This window comes from Pseudoclavibacter sp. Marseille-Q434 (assembly GCF_050315415.1).
In the GTDB taxonomy this organism is placed as follows: domain Bacteria; phylum Actinomycetota; class Actinomycetes; order Actinomycetales; family Microbacteriaceae; genus Pseudoclavibacter.
This window is the reverse complement of sequence record NZ_JBNPQH010000001.1, coordinates 528,526-543,167: the sequence shown is the minus strand read 5'-3', so window position 1 is coordinate 543,167 and position 14,642 is coordinate 528,526. Positions and strand designations below refer to the sequence as shown.

The following is a 14,642-nucleotide window of genomic DNA, read 5'->3' as shown; positions in this document are numbered from 1 at the left end:
GAGCTGGCGGGCGGATGCGTCAGGCGCGGCGCATCGACGGCGGCAGGTTGATGGCCTCCGTCATGAGGCGCTCGACGTGGCGCACATCGGGCCCGAGGAAGCGGCCAGCGAGGTTCACGAACGCCTCCGTGTTCTCGCCAGTCGCGCGGTACGAGTACTGCGGGGCGCGCCCGCTCGAGTTGAGCAGCCCGTTGGAGGCGAGGACTCGGTACACGTCCTGGGCCGTCTCGACGTCGCTCGACACTAGGCGGACGCCCGGGCCGAGCACGTAGCCGAGCACACCCTTCAGGAACGGGTAGTGCGTGCATCCGAGTACCACCGTGTCGACGCCAGCTGCCTTGATGGGGGCGAGGTACTCCTCCGCGTAGCGGACGAGCTCGGGACTCGTCGTGTCGCCGCGTTCGACGTACTCGACGAAAATCGGGCAGGCCTGCGAGAAGATCTCGAGGTGAGGGGCCGCCGCGAAGGCGTCGTCGTAGGCGCGAGATGACACGGTCGCCTCGGTGCCGAGCACGCCGATGCGGTTGTTGTGGGTGGCGCTGACGGCGGCGCGGACGGCGGGGGCGATGACCTCGACGACGGGCACGTCGTACCGCTCGCGGGCATCCCGCAGCACGGCGGCAGAGGCCGTGTTGCAGGCGATCACAAGCATCTTCACGTCCTGCTCGACAAGCTCGTCGAGGATCGCGAGCGACAGGCGCCGGACGTCGGCGATCGGCTTCGGTCCGTACGGCGTGTGCTCGGTGTCACCGACGTAGAGGAGCGACTCCCCCGGCAGCTGCGCCCGGATCTCCCTCGCCACCGTCAGCCCGCCGACACCAGAGTCAAATACGCCGATCGGTGCCTCGCTCATGGGTGCCGAGTCTACTCCCAGGCACCTTCGAGCGTAGATGCGCGCGCCGAGATCCCGTGCGCTCCCCGCGGTGGGGCCTAGGCTGGGGCGGTGACTTCCGAACGCCCGTCCACCGGCTTCCTCACCGACCAGTACGAGTTCACGATGATCGATGCCGCGATCCACGCGGGCACCGCCGATCGTGACAGCGTCTTCGAGCTCTTCGGGAGGCGACTGCCGAGCGGACGCCGTTACGGGGTCGTGGCGGGGGTGGGCCGCGCCCTGGAGCTGCTGCGCGACTTCCGCTTCGGTGACGCGGAGCTCGAGCACCTGCGTGCGCACTCCATCGTCTCGCCCGAGACCCTCGACTGGCTCGCGAACTACCGGTTCTCCGGCACGATCCGCGGCTACCGCGAAGGCGAGATCTACTTCCCCGGCTCCCCCATCCTCGAGGTCCGGTCGAGCTTCGCCGAGGGTGTCATCCTCGAGACGCTGCTGCTCAGCATCTACAACTACGACTGCGCCGTCGCCTCCGCCGCAGCACGCATGGTCTCGGTCGCCCGCGGACGCCCGCTCGCCGAGATGGGATCACGCCGCACGGGCGAGCGCTCGGCCGTCGCCGCGGCGCGCGCCGCCTACATCGCGGGCTTCAAGGCGACGAGCAACCTCGAGGCGGGCCGCAGCTGGGGCGTCCCGACGATGGGAACCGCCGCGCACTCCTTCACGCTCCTGCACGACTCCGAGCGCGAGGCATTCGCCTCGCAGGTCGCGACGCTCGGCGCAGGCACGACCCTCCTCGTCGACACGTACGACGTCCGGGAAGGAGTCCGGCTCGCCGTGGAGGTCGCGGGGCGCGAGCTCGGCGGCGTCCGCCTCGACTCCGGCGACCTCCCCACACTCGTCGCGGAGGTGCGCGCGCAGCTCGACGAGCTCGGCAACACCGAGACGAGCATCACGGTCACCAACGACCTCGACGAGTTCGCCATCGCCGGCCTCGGCGCGAGCCCGGTCGACTCCTTCGGGGTCGGCACGAGCGTCGTCACCGGCTCCGGCGCCGTCGCCTCCGGCATGGTCTACAAGCTCGTCGCCCGCCGCGGTGAAGACGGCGACTGGGTCTCCGTCGCGAAGCGCTCCGCTGGCAAGGCGAGCGTCGGCGGCGAGAAGTTCCCCGTCCGCCGCCGCGACGAGCACGGCGTGGCGGAAGCCGAGGTCGTCGGCATCGGCGCACCACCCGTCTCCGACAAGAGCGACAGGTCCCTGCTCGTCGACCTCGTCGTCGACGGCGTCATCAACGATGAGTTCACCGGCGAGGCCGGCGTGCAGCGCGCCCGCGAGCACCACCGAACGGCCATCGACGAGCTGCCGATCGGTGCCCTCCGCTTGCACGCCGGTGAAGCGGCGCTGCCCACCGTGTTCGTCGAGCAGGACGGCCGCGAGACCGTCTGGGTCTGATTCCAGCCACGCCACCACGCACAACGGCCGCGACCCGTCTCCGGGTTCGCGGCCGTTGTGCATCCGGCAGAAGCCGTCGACACCGGTGAGGGTTCTCAGCCCTTCATCTTGTCGTACACGGCCTTGCAGTTCGGGCAGACCGGGAAGCGGTCGGGGTTGCTGTTCGGCAGCCATTTCTTCCCGCACAGCGCGCGCACGGGCTTTCCCGTCACTGCCGACTCGAGGATCTTCTCCTTGCGCACGTAGTGCGAGAACTTGTCGTGGTCGCCGGGGTCGTCGGTCTGCTCCTCGTTGAGGAGCTTCTCGAGCTCGCGGTCGAGGATCGCCGTGCCGCCGCCGGTCTCGTCTGGCCCGCCCGGGCCGGTTGGGGTGCTGGAGAACGTCATGCCGAACATCTTAGAGCGCAAAACGGAGGCGTCACCGGATGCACGACCCGGTGACGCCTCTCGAAGAACAGCCGAGGTCTACGCGCTCTGCGCGAAGGCCATGATCTCGCTCGAACGACGCTCGAACTGGCGAGCTCCGGCCAGCAGGCCGACGAGCAGCACGAGGAGCCCGACGACAAGACCCCAGCCGAGAGCCACGAAGTTCCACCACGACTCGCCGCCGTTGAGCGCCACGAGGCCCGCGTAGACGGCGGGGCCCATGAGCAGGATCGCGATGAAGCCGGTCGTCGGGTGCCAGAACACGCCGGACCCCCAGGAGCGGACCGGCTGGCTGAACGGCGAGTCGCCCGGGCGCGCCACCGGATACGGGTGCAGCACGCTGCCGATGCTCGAGAACCCGGTCGCCGAGAACAGCAGACCGAGCGAGAGCCCGACGAGCGCGAGGATCGTGCCCCAGTCGCCGACGATCAGCCACGTGATGACCGCACCGAGCAGAACGACGACTGAGCCGAACACCAGGGTCGGCAGGGCGCGACCGAAGCGGTCTGATAGCCCCGACATGCCGCTCGTCACGTGCATCCACACCGCCGAGCCGTCGAAGGCGAGGTCGTTGTGGAGCGTCCACCCGATGAAGAACGCCAGCAGCGGCAGCGGCAGGAGCGCGAGATGCCTCGGCTCGACGCCGACGACAGCGAGCGGGATGAGCGCGAGAAGCGGGATGAGGATGATCGAGACGTTCACGACGACGTACCGCGGGTCGCGCATCCAGTACGTGACCGTGCGGGCGGCGACGACGAGGGCCGGCGACCGACCGAACGCACCGAACACGCCGAGGTCGACCAGCTCGGTCTCGTCACCGCCGAGTGCCGCCGACGCGACCCGACCGGCGATGACCTGCCAGAGGACGAGCAGGACGAGGAGGGTCGCGGCGCCGATGCCGAGCTGCGCGAACGCGAGCTGCAGGTCTCCCCCGGCGGCGCTGGCCGCGGCGGCCCACGGTGCGGCGATCGGGGACAGCGAGAGCACCTCGAGCGCGGCGCTGATCGCCTCGTGCTGACCGAGCTGCCAGTCGACGGATACGGCCACGAAGACGAGCGGCGAGGCGAGCAGGAGCAGCACGAGGACGAGGGCGGCGCGAGCATCGCTGACCAGCCGTCTGGCCCGCAGATCCTCGCCCACGAGCCCAGCCAGGCGGGAGAGCACGACCAGCGTCGCGAGCACCACTGCAGACCCGACCACGCCGACCAGGAGCGCCGTGCCAGCACTCGCCCACAGCAGCAGACCCGCGAGGAGGACGATGGTGATCGCGAACGACGGCACGCTCACGAAGGCGGTCCCGAGCGCGAGCCACGCGGAACGTCGGGGCGAGAAGCCCATGACGGTCAGCGACCGAGGGTCGATGGCCGCGACAGGCGTCACGAAGACGCTCACGAGGCCGGTCGCGACCGTGACGAGCGAGCCGACGATGATCGCACTCTCGCGCTTCGCCTCGATATCCGAATCCAGCATCGAGACGACCGTGAGCACCGCGAAGACCGCGAGGGCGATCGAGAGCAGCAGCGTGCCGATCCACGCCCCCCGATGCTGCGAGTCGCGTCGAGCGCCGTTGCGGATCGACTGCAGCTTCAGTTGAAGGAGATGTCCAGCCAATCCAGCCCCTCCATCTGTGGCGTGCCGCGGACCAGGTCGCGGAAGCGTTCTTCGAGCGTGATGTTGCCGCGCACGTCACTGACGGTGCCGGAAGCGAGCAGCTCGCCCCGCACGATCACCGCGACGTGGTCGCAGACGCGCTGGACGAGGTCCATGCTGTGGCTCGACAGCAGCACGGTGCCGCCGCGCTGCACGTACTCGAGGAGGATGTCGATGAGCTGTCCCGCCGACACCGGGTCAATCGTGTCGAACGGCTCATCGAGCACCAGGAGCTCCGGCGAGTGGATCAGTGCCGCGGCGAGCGAGATCTTCTTCGACATGCCGGCCGAGTAGTCCACGACCAGCCGGTTCGCCGCCGATTCGAGCTCGAACGCGTGCACCAGCGACTCCGTGCGCGCCCGCGAATCAGCAGGCGACAACCCCCGAAGGAGTCCAGAGTAGTAGAGGAGCTGCCCACCCGTGAGCTGGTCGAAGAGGCGCAGACGGTCGGGCAGGATGCCGATGTGCGGATGCGCGGCCTTCGGGTTCTTCCACACGTCGAGGCCGAGGACCTCCACGTTGCCGCTCGTGGGCTTCAGCAACCCCGTCGCCATCGACAGGGTCGTCGTCTTCCCCGCACCGTTGGGTCCGACGATGCCCGTGAAGGAGCCGCGACGAACCTCGAACGTGACATCGTTCACCGCGACATCCGAACCGAAGCGCTTCGTGAGCCCGTTGACCGACAGGACGGTGTCGCCGAGTTCACGATCCGGAGCCTCCGTGACGCGGGTCACCGGCGTCATCGTCGAGAGCCCCTCGGCGGTCGCGGCACCCAGCACCGGGTTCCTGACGGCGGCCGGGAGGCCGGTCTCCTGCTCCGCAGTCGCCTCCTCTGCCAGCGAGGAGACGGTCACGGTGTCGTCGACGACGATCGCCTCGACCATGATCGGCTGGGGTCGACTCGCGTCGCCCTCCGGCACGTCGGGGCTGGCAGCACTCTCGTTCACATCGTCGGCGGTGCCATCGCCGACGTCTGAGCTCTTCGAAGACATCGCTCAACCGTACCAACGATCCGGCGTGGCGCGCCGCCGCGCCAGCTCCAAGCTCTCCCCAGGCGGCCCCTCATACACTGCTCGCGTCGCCCTCTGCAAGACCGGGGCGGTGCCACCACGAGGAGGTCAAGTGTCCGATTCCAGCACGCAGCGCTTCGACGACGCCGCAGACGCGACCGCCTACGCACCCCTGCCGCCTCGCGAGGAGCAGACCGGCGCGGCGCCCGGCGAACAGGACAAGATCTGGCTCGACCGCCTCATGGCCATCCAGCGACCCATCGTGGTCCGGCAGATCCGCATCCTCCGTGGCAAGTACCCGGACGCGACGCCGAGCGAGCTCATCAAGAAGATCGAGCAGCAGTACCTCAACGCGACCACCGTCAGCGGCGGTGCAGCCGGTGCCGCCGCCATGGTGCCCGGAGTCGGAACCGCCGCCTCGCTCGCCGTCACCGGTGTCGAGACCGCCGGATTCCTCGAGATGACCTCGCTCTTCGGGCAGGCGGTCGCCGAGATCCACGGCCTCCCCATCTCGGACCCCGTCCGCGCACGCACCCTCATCCAGTCGCTCATGCTCGGCAAAGCGAGCAAGAACCTCATCCAGCAGTTCGCGGGCCAAGTCTTCGGGAAAGGCCCGACCAAGCAGGTCTTCTGGGGCGAGATGGTGACGAAGAGCCTCCCCCGCGCCATGGTCGGCGAACTGTCCGGACGCATCCAGTCGATGTTCCTCAAGAGGTTCGTCGTGCGGCAGTCGGCCAGCACCGTCGGACGACTCGTCCCGTTCGGCATCGGCGCCGTCATCGGCGGAGCCGGCAACCGGATGCTCAGCAACGAGGTCGTCCGCACCGCACGCGAGGCGTTCGGCGTCGCACCTTCCAGCTTCCCCATCGAACTGCACCCCACCTACGCCGCACCCAAGGACGACACCGGAGACGACCACAAGGCGCTGACGCGCGGGCCGTTCTCCTTCTTCCGCGTCCCACTCGCCCTCACCCGCGGGAAAGACAAGAACCAAGACGCGGAAGCCTAGGCCGCAGCGTCGAGCGAGACCTCGACCTCGATGACCTCTCCCTGGCGGACCACCGTCAGGGTCGCATCCTCACCCGCCTCGTACACGCGCACGTGCGCGATCAGGTCGTTGGCGTTCGACACCGGGATCGTGCCGATGTACGTGACGATGTCTCCCCGACGCAGACCGGCGAGGGAGGCGGCACCGTTCTCCACGACGCTGTCCACGTAGGCGCCCACGATGCTCTGACCGCTCGTCGCGACCGTCGCCGCGTTGCGGACCGTCGCGCCCAGCGCACCATGCGATGGCGTCTGGCCATCTGCGAGCTGCGCCGCGATCTGGACCGCATAGTTCGCCGGCAGCGCGAACCCCAGTCCGATGCTGCCGCTGGAGGCCGCCTGCCCCTGGCCGCCGGGCTTCGTGCCGGCGATCGCGACGTTGATGCCGATCACCTCGCCCTTCGCGTTGAGCATCGCGCCACCCGAGTTTCCCGGGTTGATGGCGGCATCAGTCTGGATGACGGGCAGCTGGACGATGCTCTTGCCCGGATCGGCCGTCGAGCTGAGCGGAGTATCGGTCGCGGCGTTCTCGTCAACCGTCGGCGGGACCGCCGCCGACGCGATCTCGATGCTGCGGTTGATCGCCGAGACGACACCGGTCGTCGCCGTGCCAGTGAGCCCGAGCGGCGCGCCCAGCACGATCGTCGACTGCCCGACGATCAGCTGGTCGGAGTCCGCGAACCTGGCCGGCTGGAGACCGCTTGCCCCGGTCAAGCGCAGCACGGCCACATCGGCGAGCACGTCCAGTCCGACGCGGCTCGTGGTGAAGACCCGACCGTCGCTGGTCGTCGCCGTGATCTGCGCATCAGAGACCGTGCCGTCGAGCGTCACGACGTGCGCGTTGGTGATGACGAGCCCATCACCCGAGTACACGACCGCAGACCCGGTCTCGGTCCTGGTCGGCGTCGAGACCGTCAGCGTGACGACACTCGGAGCGGCGAACGCGATCGCGCCGCTCGCCTCCCCCGGCAGCGGAGCCGTGGGCTCGCTCGGGGACCCGAGCGGCTGCGTGAGACGCTGCGCGTCCTGGTTGGGCTCGCCGATGAGATTCGCCGTGATGAGCGCACCGCTCACACCCCCGACAACCGCAGCCACGACGGCGACGCCTGCCGCGAGCAGCAGCCCGATGCGTCGAGTCACGACGGGCGCATCGTCGTGGATGGAGTGCAGGTGGGCACCCGCGCGGTGCCGCCCATGCTCATCCTGTTGCGCAGCCTTCGTGGGCGCGTCGGCGCTCGTCGCGTCGGCGCCGGCAGGGGAAGGTGTGTCGAGCATGTGAATCCTGACGTTCGCTCCATGCGTCGGGGCGCATCGGTGGCGCCAGTCTAGGGAGCAGGCGGAGTGGACGCTCTGGTTTCCGCGGCACGTCGCAGTTCGAGATTCGATCGTGACTCAGCCGATGACAGACTGGATGCATGCGCAGAGATGGACCGTGGCTTCGGGCAGCCCAGGGTGCTGGCCTCCTCTCACCGAGCGGAGAGCTGCAGGGCACCGTCTTCGGGGAGATGAGCGAACTCGCGCGGACCACCGGGTCCGTGAATCTCGGCCAGGGGTTCCCCGACTACTCCGGCCCGCAGGAGCTGCTGGACGAGGCGATCGACGCGATCTCCCGGGGCGAGAACCAGTATCCGCCGCCCAGGGGCACCGCCGACCTGCGCGCTGCCATCGCCGAGCACCAGCTCCGCTTCCGAGGGGTCTCGCTCGACCCTGACCGCGAAGTGCTGGTCACCGTCGGCGCCACCGAAGCGCTGGCGGCAACGGTGCTCGGCCTCGTCGAGCCCGGTGAGGACATCGTCGTCATCGAACCGCACTACGACGCCTACGGCGCCCTCGCGCACCTCGCCGACGCCCGCCTGGTGACCGTGCCCCTCCGGTGGCCCGAGTTCCAGCCAGACCACGACCAGCTCAGGCGAGCCGTCACCGACCGAACCAGACTGATCGTCGTCAACACCCCGCACAACCCCACGGGCGCGGTTCTCCGCCGCGAGACACTGCAGCTCATCGTCGAGCTCGCGGCTCGCCACGACGCGATCATCGTCACCGACGAGGTGTACGAGCACCTCGTCTTCGATGGCGAGCACGTCGCCATCGCGAGCTTGCCCGGTGCCGCCTCGCGAACGCTCAGCATCGGTTCGGCGGGCAAGACCTTCAGCGTGACCGGATGGAAAGTCGGCTGGGTCACGGGGCCCGCTGTCCTGATCGACGCGGTCCTCGCCGTCAAGCAGTACCTGAGCTACGTCGGCAGTGGCCCCTTCCAACCCGCCGTCGCCGCAGGCCTGCGCCTGCCGGCGGCGCGCTTCGACCAGGAACGCGACCGCCTTCGCCACAAGCGCGATCTGCTGGTCTCCGCGCTTCGCAGTCGTGGTCTCGAGACGGCGACCCCGGCCGCCGGATACTTCGCGATCGCCGACGCCGCCAGCATCGGCTACACCGACGCCACCGAGCTCTGCCGCCGCCTGCCCCGGGAGATCGGAGTGGTCGGCATCCCGGTCGCTGCCCTCTGCACCCCGGAACGGCAGGGAGACTACCGCTCGCTGGTGCGCTTCGCGTTCTGCAAGAGCGACCAGATCCTCGAAGAGGGCATGCGCCGTCTCGACCGGCTCGGCGAACTCAGCCGGTAGAAGCTCAGTCGATCGGCAGCACTCGGTATCGCCGCAGCTCGAGCGCCGGGTTCTGCTCCCGCACCGCATCGATCACGTCGAGCGAGACCCAACCGATGGAGACGCCCGGGTCGACACCCGCACCGGCGAGGGTCGCTCCGCGCGGATCGACGACGGCACTGTGCCCCACGCCGATCGGCGCAGGGTGGTCGGCCGCCGCGAAGTACACGGTGTTCTCGATCGCCCGCGCAGCGAGCAGCGACTTCCAGTGGTGCTCCTTCAGCGGGCCGCGCACCCATTCGGCGGGGATGGCGATGAGCTGCGCGCCCGCATCCACGAGCGTCCTCGTCACCTCGGGGAAGCGCAGGTCGTAGCAGGTCTGCAGGCCGACCCGAACGCCTCCGACGACAAACGTCTGCGGCACCGAGATCTCACCAGGGACAACCCAGTCGCTCTCCTTCGCGCCGAACGCGTCGTACAGGTGCACCTTGCGGTACTGGGCGACGACCTCGCCGCTCGAATCGACCGCGACGAGCGTGTTGGCGAACCGGCCCGGATCCTCGGACTCGGCCACGAGGCCGGCCACGATGGCAACGCCATGCTCCACGGCGAGCGATCGCATGAGCGAGACGAACGGCCCGTCCAGGCTCTGCGCCTGGCGCACGAGCTCTTCCCCGAGGTCCGGGAGGAAGAAGCTCGCGTACTCGGGCACGACGACGAGCTGCGCGCCCCGACCGGCCGCCGTGGCGACGTGCTCACGCAGCAGCCGCTCGTTCTCGACAAGGTCCGCACCTGGCGCGTACTGCGCGACCGCGACACCGAGGATCGGACGCTTCTGCCCACCGTCAGGGGATCCGAGGGGTGCTTGGAGGGGGGTGCGAGCGTCGGAAGGCATGACGCGAGCCTACGGTGAGGTGCGCTCGGGCGGGAAGTCTTCACCAACGCGTCACCCGCGACGCACCGACCCCAGCTTGTCTGCGCGCACCGTCACGAGTACCTTCATTCTGCGAGCGGTGTGCTCGCAGTCACGAGGAGTCGCCCCATGCCTACCTACGCCGTGCTCTTGAAATACGAGGTCGTCTCGGCGCTCGTCATCGAAGCCGAATCCGAAGACGAAGCCGCGAAGATCGCCAACGAGTACGAATCCGAGGCTCACGACGCCGTCGAGGACACCGACGACGTCCGCGTCTCCTCGCGCCTGTGGGGCGACGGCACCCTCGAGGTGCAGACCGCCGCAGACGACGAAGCCGCTGAAGACCTGCTCGACGAGTGGATCGACGAGATCGAGAGCGAACTCGAAGACGCCGACGACGAAGACGACGACCTCGACGACGTCGAGGCCGAGCTCGACCCGGAGGGTGACGACGAGGTCGACGACTTCGACATCACCTCGGACGACGAGGACTCCGCAGCGAAGAAGGCCTAGCCTCAGCTGCACGATCGAGGGGCCGGATGCATCGCATCCGGCCCCTCGTCTGTCCCCGCCAGAGGCCGCTGGCTTCCCGGCCGACGCACCTGTGACCAGCATCAGTGCGATATTCGGCCGATTGACCCGGAAGCGCGGCGTTCGCCGCGATATCGCACTGAAGTTGGACAGCGAGCCTCGCAGCGATCCTGCGCTACACGCGAGCGATCGCCTGGATGTCCTCCTCGAACTCGCGCTCGACGTCGGAGGAGACCGTGGTGCGCGTGGACGCGACGGAGGCGAGGAAGTCGTCCGTGGTCGGCCCGAGGGGCACGACGTCCCCCGAGTTCCGGGCCGCGACGGCGCGCTCGAGGGCGACCTGCGAGGCGCGGCGAGCGGCGAACTCGATGTCAGCCGGCGAGTACCCGCTGGTCTGCTCGACCAGCGCCGGCACGTCGACCGAGTCGCTGGCCGATTCGGGCACGTATCGCTCCCAGATCGCCCGGCGGGCTGCGGCGTCCGGTAATCCGATGGGGATGACGTAGTCGAAGCGCCCGTGGCGCAGGAAGGCCTGGTCGAGGGCTCGGATGAAGTTCGTCGCGCAGATGAGAAGACGCCCCGGCTTCTCGCGGAACGCCGGGATGATCTTGAGGAGCTCGTTCGTGACGCCCTGCGTGGGCGACGGCGGCTCTCCCCCTCGGTGCGAGGCGATTTCCTCGACCTCGTCGATGAACACGACGGCGTGCTCGAGCGACTCGACCTGCTCGAACGTCTCGCGCAGCTCGCCGGCGAGGCCCCTGGGCGACGCCGAGAGTCGGGACGGGAAGACCTCGACGAACGGCCACCCGAGGCGGGAGGCGATGCCCTTGGCGAACGTCGTCTTGCCCGTGCCGGGAGGGCCGAAGAGCACGATCGCGCGTGGTGGCACGACGCCGTACTCCTCCGCGAGGTCTGGGTCGCTGAGCGGCAGCACGAGGCGCCGCTCCAGCACGTCCTTCTCGTGCTGCATGCCGCCGATCGCGTCCCAGCGGTCGGGTGGCAGGATGCGACCGCCGAGCTCGCGCAGCGCGACCATCTCCTGCTGCTTGACCCGGATCTCCCGCTCGAAGTAGCGCAGGTGCCGCTTGTCGGCGAAACCGGCCTTCGTGAGCGCGCCGACCTGGGTCTGCTCGTCCGGCACGAGGATCGTGAGCTTCTGGAGGCCGTGCTGGGCCATCCGCTGCTCGAGGGAGGCGAGCAGCGCGCCGCCGATGCCGCGCCTGCGCCACTCGTCGTCAGTCGCGAAGAACACGATCCAGCCCTGGTCGTGGGCTGCCCGCGCCACGGCCACGCCGACGATCTTCTCCCCCGCGACCGCGACGACGGCGGTGTCCTTCCGGGTCGACGCGATGACCTCGCTCAGCCCGTACACCGGTTCGCTGCCCGAGCTGCGGTGCTGCTCCCAGAGCCGCAGCAGCGCATCCATGTCGGTCGGCTGGAAGTCGCGGATGCGCCAGGTGCTCATCCCCGTGCCCCCGCATGCACTCCCGCGAGCGCGGTGAGCGCGCGACTGTTGGCGTCTGTTGAGCCGATGGTGATGCGGATGCCTTCGCCGGGGAATGCCCTGGCGAGGACGCCAGCTTCGGTGAGGGCGGCGTCGATGCGTGCGGTGTCGTCGCCGAGCCTGAGCCAGACGAAGTTCGCCTGGGAGTCTCCGATGTTCCACCCCTGGGCTCGGAGCTCGGAGGTGACGCGGGCGCGTTCGGCGACGATGTCGTCGATGCGGTTGGCGAGCTCGGCTTCGGCGTCGAGCGACGCGGCGGCGGCGGTCTGGGCGAGGGCGGAGACGGCGAAGGGGACGGCGACCTTGCGGAGGTTGGCTGCGACGTCGGCTTGGGCGACGGCGTAGCCGATGCGGAGTCCGGCGAGGCCGTAGGCCTTGGAGAAGGTGTGGAGCACGGCGACGTTTGGGTACTCGCGGTAGAGGTCGATGCCGATGGCGGTCTCGGCGTCCCTGTTGAAGTGCTCGTAGGCCTCGTCGATCACGACGAGCACGTCGCTCGGGACGCGGTCGAGGAAGGCCCGCACCTCGGCGTGGGTGAGGCTCGCCCCCGTCGGGTTGTTGGGGTTGCAGACGAAGATGATGGCGGTGCGCTCGGTGATGGCCGCTGCCATGGCGTCGAGGTCGTGGCGTTCGTCGTGCGTGAGCGGCACCTGCACGGGCGTCGCGCCTGCCCCGATCGCGATGATCGGGTAGGCCTCGAAGCTGCGCCAGGCGAACATCACCTCGTCGCCCTCTCCTGCGCTGGCCTGCACGAGCTGCGTCGCCACTTCGACGGACCCGGCTCCGAAGACGATGTTCTCCGGCTCGACGCCCTGCAGCTCAGCGATGCGTGCGGTCAGCTCGGGGGCGGCCATCGAGGGGTAGAGGTGGATGCGCTCGAGCTCGGCGGCGACCGCGTCGCGAACCGAGGCGAGGGGCGGGAAGGGGTTCTCGTTGGAGGAGAGCTTCACGACGTCGCTGGTGCTGGGCATGGCGCCCTGCTTGTACGCGGGGATGCGCTCGAGGGCGCTGCGCTGCTTGACCATGCTCTGAGCGTACAGAGAATCCGAAGCTTGGAGAGCGCGTCGTGGGTCCCCGCGTCGTAGCGTTGAGTCATGTGCGGTCGTTACGTCACCCCAGCAGTCGAGCACGTCGAGGCGCTCTTCGACATCGAGGCGCTCGGCGCTGACCTGCCGGAGCCGTCGTACAACACTCCTCCGACGGATCCGGTGCCGGTTGTCGTCGAGCCGGAGCCGAAGGGCGGCGGGGATGCGGTGCGGCGCGTCGAGCGCGCCAGGTGGGGGCTGCTGCCTCCGTTCGCGAAGGATCCGAGCTTCTCGTCGAAGGCGTTCAACGCGCGTATCGAGACGGTGCTGGAGAAGCCGACGTTCCGCGGCCCGGTGAAGCAGCGGCGGGCGATCGTGCCAGCGGTCGGCTACTACGAGTGGAGCAAGACGGCGGATGGCACGAAGGCGGGTTCGAAGACGCCGTTCTTCATCCACCCGGGGCGGAGCGATGACCTGATCGCGTTTGCTGGTCTGTACTCGTGGTGGGCTGACCCGACGAAGCCCGGCGACGACCCGTCCCGCTGGGTGCTCTCGACGACGATCCTGACGCGAGGGTCCACGGGCGAGCTGGCGAGCATCCACGACCGCATGCCTCTCATGCTGCCGCGGGCGCTGTGGGATCAGTGGCTGGACCAGTCGGTGGTCGGCACGCAGGGGTTGCTCGACGAGGCGAGCCTGGCGGGCGTGGAGCTGGCCTCGACACTCGTGATGCACGAGGTCGGCCCGGAGGTGGGTCGGGTCGCGAGCTCAGGGCCGCAGCTCATGGCCCCGGTGTCGTCCCAGGGCTAGTCGGACCCGCGGCTCCACAGGCCTGCGGGCCGGTGCGCTTGCGACGGAAGCGCCGTGCGGGTCACGCCCTCGACTCGCGCGCCGCTCGTCGGGCCGTCGATGCCGAGAGGTGCGTGCGCACCGCGGCCGCGGCGGCGACGGGGTCCTTGAGGCGGATCGCGTCGGCGATGGCCCGATGCTCGGCCAGCACGGCGGCCGAGTCCGCGGCGTTGCGCTCTCTGTCGGAGATGCGCGCGGGCGGCAGGATGATGGCGCGTGCGCCCATGCGGTCGAGGGCCGTGAGGAAGTAGCGGTTGCCGGATGCTGCGGCGATCGCGCGGTGGAAGGCGAAGTCCGCATCCACCGTCTCGCTGGGCAGGGTGGCCTTCGCGAGGGAGTCGAGGGCTGCGTCGATCTCGGCGATCTCCTGGGGCGACGGGGAGCGCGCCGCGAGCGCGGCGGCCTCGACCTCGACGGCGATCCGGAACGCGTGCAGCTCCGCGCGCTCAGCCTCGGTGTGCGCCCCGAGCCAGTCGTCACCCGCCGTGGGCGCGGGAGGGGTGAGCGCGTAGCTTCCGGAGCCGACGCGCGTGCGAACGAGGCCGCGCGACTGCAGGCGGTGCAGCGCCTCACGCACGACCGTCCTGCTCGCCCCGAACTCCTCGACGAGGCCGCCCTCGCTCGGCAGGCGGTCACCGGGGGCGATGACTCCTTCGACGATGCGGTCGGCGAGGACCCTGGCGATCTCCTCGGCGCGCGTCATGCTCATGGAGACATCGTGCCATCCCTGAAGCGAGCCAAGAGCTGGCCCGCCGTGCCGGGCTCAGCCACTCGCTGGCTTCATGCTGGACGCCCCACCCCGCG

The 14,642-nt window shown here is 69.5% G+C and carries 14 protein-coding genes; 5 read left to right on the top strand and 9 right to left on the bottom strand.

The window, feature by feature from the left end:
* Positions 1-19: 19 nt before the first annotated feature.
* On the bottom strand, positions 20-853 hold the full coding sequence (murI, locus tag ACQFZP_RS02585; protein WP_211890234.1) for a glutamate racemase: 834 nt from the start codon (positions 851-853) through the stop codon (positions 20-22).
* Positions 854-943: 90 nt separating this feature from the next.
* Here murI and ACQFZP_RS02580 point away from each other — a divergent pair, with 90 nt between their 5' ends.
* On the top strand, positions 944-2,284 hold the full coding sequence (locus tag ACQFZP_RS02580; protein ID WP_211890233.1) for a nicotinate phosphoribosyltransferase: 1,341 nt from the start codon (positions 944-946) through the stop codon (positions 2,282-2,284).
* A 95-nt stretch (positions 2,285-2,379) separates the two neighbouring features.
* Here the strand turns inward: ACQFZP_RS02580 and ACQFZP_RS02575 are convergent, their stop codons facing one another.
* The 3 genes from ACQFZP_RS02575 to ACQFZP_RS02565 all read right to left on the bottom strand — a co-directional run bounded on the left by ACQFZP_RS02575 (position 2,380) and on the right by ACQFZP_RS02565 (position 5,351).
* Positions 2,380-2,670, bottom strand: a complete 291-nt coding sequence (locus ACQFZP_RS02575; protein ID WP_104253865.1) for a DUF3039 domain-containing protein — start codon at positions 2,668-2,670, stop codon at positions 2,380-2,382.
* A 78-nt stretch (positions 2,671-2,748) separates the two neighbouring features.
* A complete protein-coding gene (locus ACQFZP_RS02570) occupies positions 2,749-4,320 on the bottom strand; it encodes a hypothetical protein (RefSeq protein ID WP_211890232.1) in 1,572 nt (523 codons plus the stop codon).
* The gene (locus tag ACQFZP_RS02565) at positions 4,296-5,351 is read right to left on the bottom strand and encodes an ABC transporter ATP-binding protein (protein WP_306455467.1); all 1,056 of its coding nucleotides are present in this window, start codon (positions 5,349-5,351) and stop codon (positions 4,296-4,298) included. Before ACQFZP_RS02565 ends, ACQFZP_RS02570 begins: the two co-directional genes overlap by 25 nt.
* 130 nt (positions 5,352-5,481) lie before the next feature.
* Between ACQFZP_RS02565 and ACQFZP_RS02560 the strand changes: the two genes are divergently transcribed.
* Positions 5,482-6,378, top strand: a complete 897-nt coding sequence (locus tag ACQFZP_RS02560) for a hypothetical protein (protein WP_211890231.1) — start codon at positions 5,482-5,484, stop codon at positions 6,376-6,378.
* On the opposite strand, the gene ACQFZP_RS02555 is transcribed toward ACQFZP_RS02560, so the two are convergent.
* Complete coding sequence (locus ACQFZP_RS02555) at positions 6,375-7,691, bottom strand: S1C family serine protease (RefSeq protein ID WP_211890230.1); 1,317 nt, start codon at positions 7,689-7,691, stop codon at positions 6,375-6,377. The genes ACQFZP_RS02560 and ACQFZP_RS02555 overlap by 4 nt on opposite strands.
* Positions 7,692-7,831: 140 nt before the next feature.
* Here ACQFZP_RS02555 and ACQFZP_RS02550 point away from each other — a divergent pair, with 140 nt between their 5' ends.
* Positions 7,832-9,037 (top strand): aminotransferase class I/II-fold pyridoxal phosphate-dependent enzyme, encoded by a 1,206-nt coding sequence (locus ACQFZP_RS02550; protein ID WP_211890229.1) that lies wholly within the window; start codon positions 7,832-7,834, stop codon positions 9,035-9,037.
* Positions 9,038-9,041: 4 nt separating this feature from the next.
* On the opposite strand, the gene ACQFZP_RS02545 is transcribed toward ACQFZP_RS02550, so the two are convergent.
* Positions 9,042-9,911: a carbon-nitrogen hydrolase family protein gene (locus tag ACQFZP_RS02545; protein WP_211890228.1), complete on the bottom strand. Its 870-nt coding sequence runs from the start codon at positions 9,909-9,911 to the stop codon at positions 9,042-9,044.
* Between the two features lie 147 nt (positions 9,912-10,058).
* On the opposite strand from ACQFZP_RS02545, the gene ACQFZP_RS02540 reads away from it, so the two are divergent.
* Complete coding sequence (locus tag ACQFZP_RS02540; protein WP_104312267.1) at positions 10,059-10,442, top strand: hypothetical protein; 384 nt, start codon at positions 10,059-10,061, stop codon at positions 10,440-10,442.
* 193 nt (positions 10,443-10,635) lie between these two features.
* On the opposite strand, the gene ACQFZP_RS02535 is transcribed toward ACQFZP_RS02540, so the two are convergent.
* Together ACQFZP_RS02535 and hisC are read right to left on the bottom strand one after the other, a co-directional pair.
* Entirely contained in the window at positions 10,636-11,925 is a 1,290-nt protein-coding gene (locus tag ACQFZP_RS02535; protein ID WP_211890227.1) for an ATP-binding protein, read from the bottom strand.
* On the bottom strand, positions 11,922-12,989 hold the full coding sequence (gene hisC / locus ACQFZP_RS02530) for a histidinol-phosphate transaminase (protein WP_211890226.1): 1,068 nt from the start codon (positions 12,987-12,989) through the stop codon (positions 11,922-11,924). The genes ACQFZP_RS02535 and hisC overlap by 4 nt, the downstream gene beginning before the upstream one ends.
* A 69-nt stretch (positions 12,990-13,058) precedes the next feature.
* Between hisC and ACQFZP_RS02525 the strand changes: the two genes are divergently transcribed.
* Positions 13,059-13,799 (top strand): SOS response-associated peptidase, encoded by a 741-nt coding sequence (locus ACQFZP_RS02525; RefSeq protein ID WP_211890225.1) that lies wholly within the window; start codon positions 13,059-13,061, stop codon positions 13,797-13,799.
* A 61-nt stretch (positions 13,800-13,860) separates the two neighbouring features.
* On the opposite strand, the gene ACQFZP_RS02520 is transcribed toward ACQFZP_RS02525, so the two are convergent.
* Positions 13,861-14,547, bottom strand: a complete 687-nt coding sequence (locus tag ACQFZP_RS02520) for a FadR/GntR family transcriptional regulator (protein ID WP_104312271.1) — start codon at positions 14,545-14,547, stop codon at positions 13,861-13,863.
* Positions 14,548-14,642: the final 95 nt, after the last annotated feature.

Coding starts and splice junctions, on each gene's coding strand:
- murI (WP_211890234.1), bottom strand. CDS start 853: ATGAGCGAGGCACCGATCGGCGTATTTGACTCTGGTGTCGGCGGGCTG.
- ACQFZP_RS02575 (WP_104253865.1), bottom strand. CDS start 2,670: ATGACGTTCTCCAGCACCCCAACCGGCCCGGGCGGGCCAGACGAGACC.
- ACQFZP_RS02565 (WP_306455467.1), bottom strand. CDS start 5,351: ATGTCTTCGAAGAGCTCAGACGTCGGCGATGGCACCGCCGACGATGTG.
- ACQFZP_RS02555 (WP_211890230.1), bottom strand. CDS start 7,691: ATGCTCGACACACCTTCCCCTGCCGGCGCCGACGCGACGAGCGCCGAC.
- ACQFZP_RS02550 (WP_211890229.1), top strand. CDS start 7,832: ATGCGCAGAGATGGACCGTGGCTTCGGGCAGCCCAGGGTGCTGGCCTC.
- ACQFZP_RS02545 (WP_211890228.1), bottom strand. CDS start 9,911: ATGCCTTCCGACGCTCGCACCCCCCTCCAAGCACCCCTCGGATCCCCT.
- ACQFZP_RS02540 (WP_104312267.1), top strand. CDS start 10,059: ATGCCTACCTACGCCGTGCTCTTGAAATACGAGGTCGTCTCGGCGCTC.
- ACQFZP_RS02535 (WP_211890227.1), bottom strand. CDS start 11,925: ATGAGCACCTGGCGCATCCGCGACTTCCAGCCGACCGACATGGATGCG.
- hisC (WP_211890226.1), bottom strand. CDS start 12,989: ATGGTCAAGCAGCGCAGCGCCCTCGAGCGCATCCCCGCGTACAAGCAG.
- ACQFZP_RS02525 (WP_211890225.1), top strand. CDS start 13,059: ATGTGCGGTCGTTACGTCACCCCAGCAGTCGAGCACGTCGAGGCGCTC.
- ACQFZP_RS02520 (WP_104312271.1), bottom strand. CDS start 14,547: ATGAGCATGACGCGCGCCGAGGAGATCGCCAGGGTCCTCGCCGACCGC.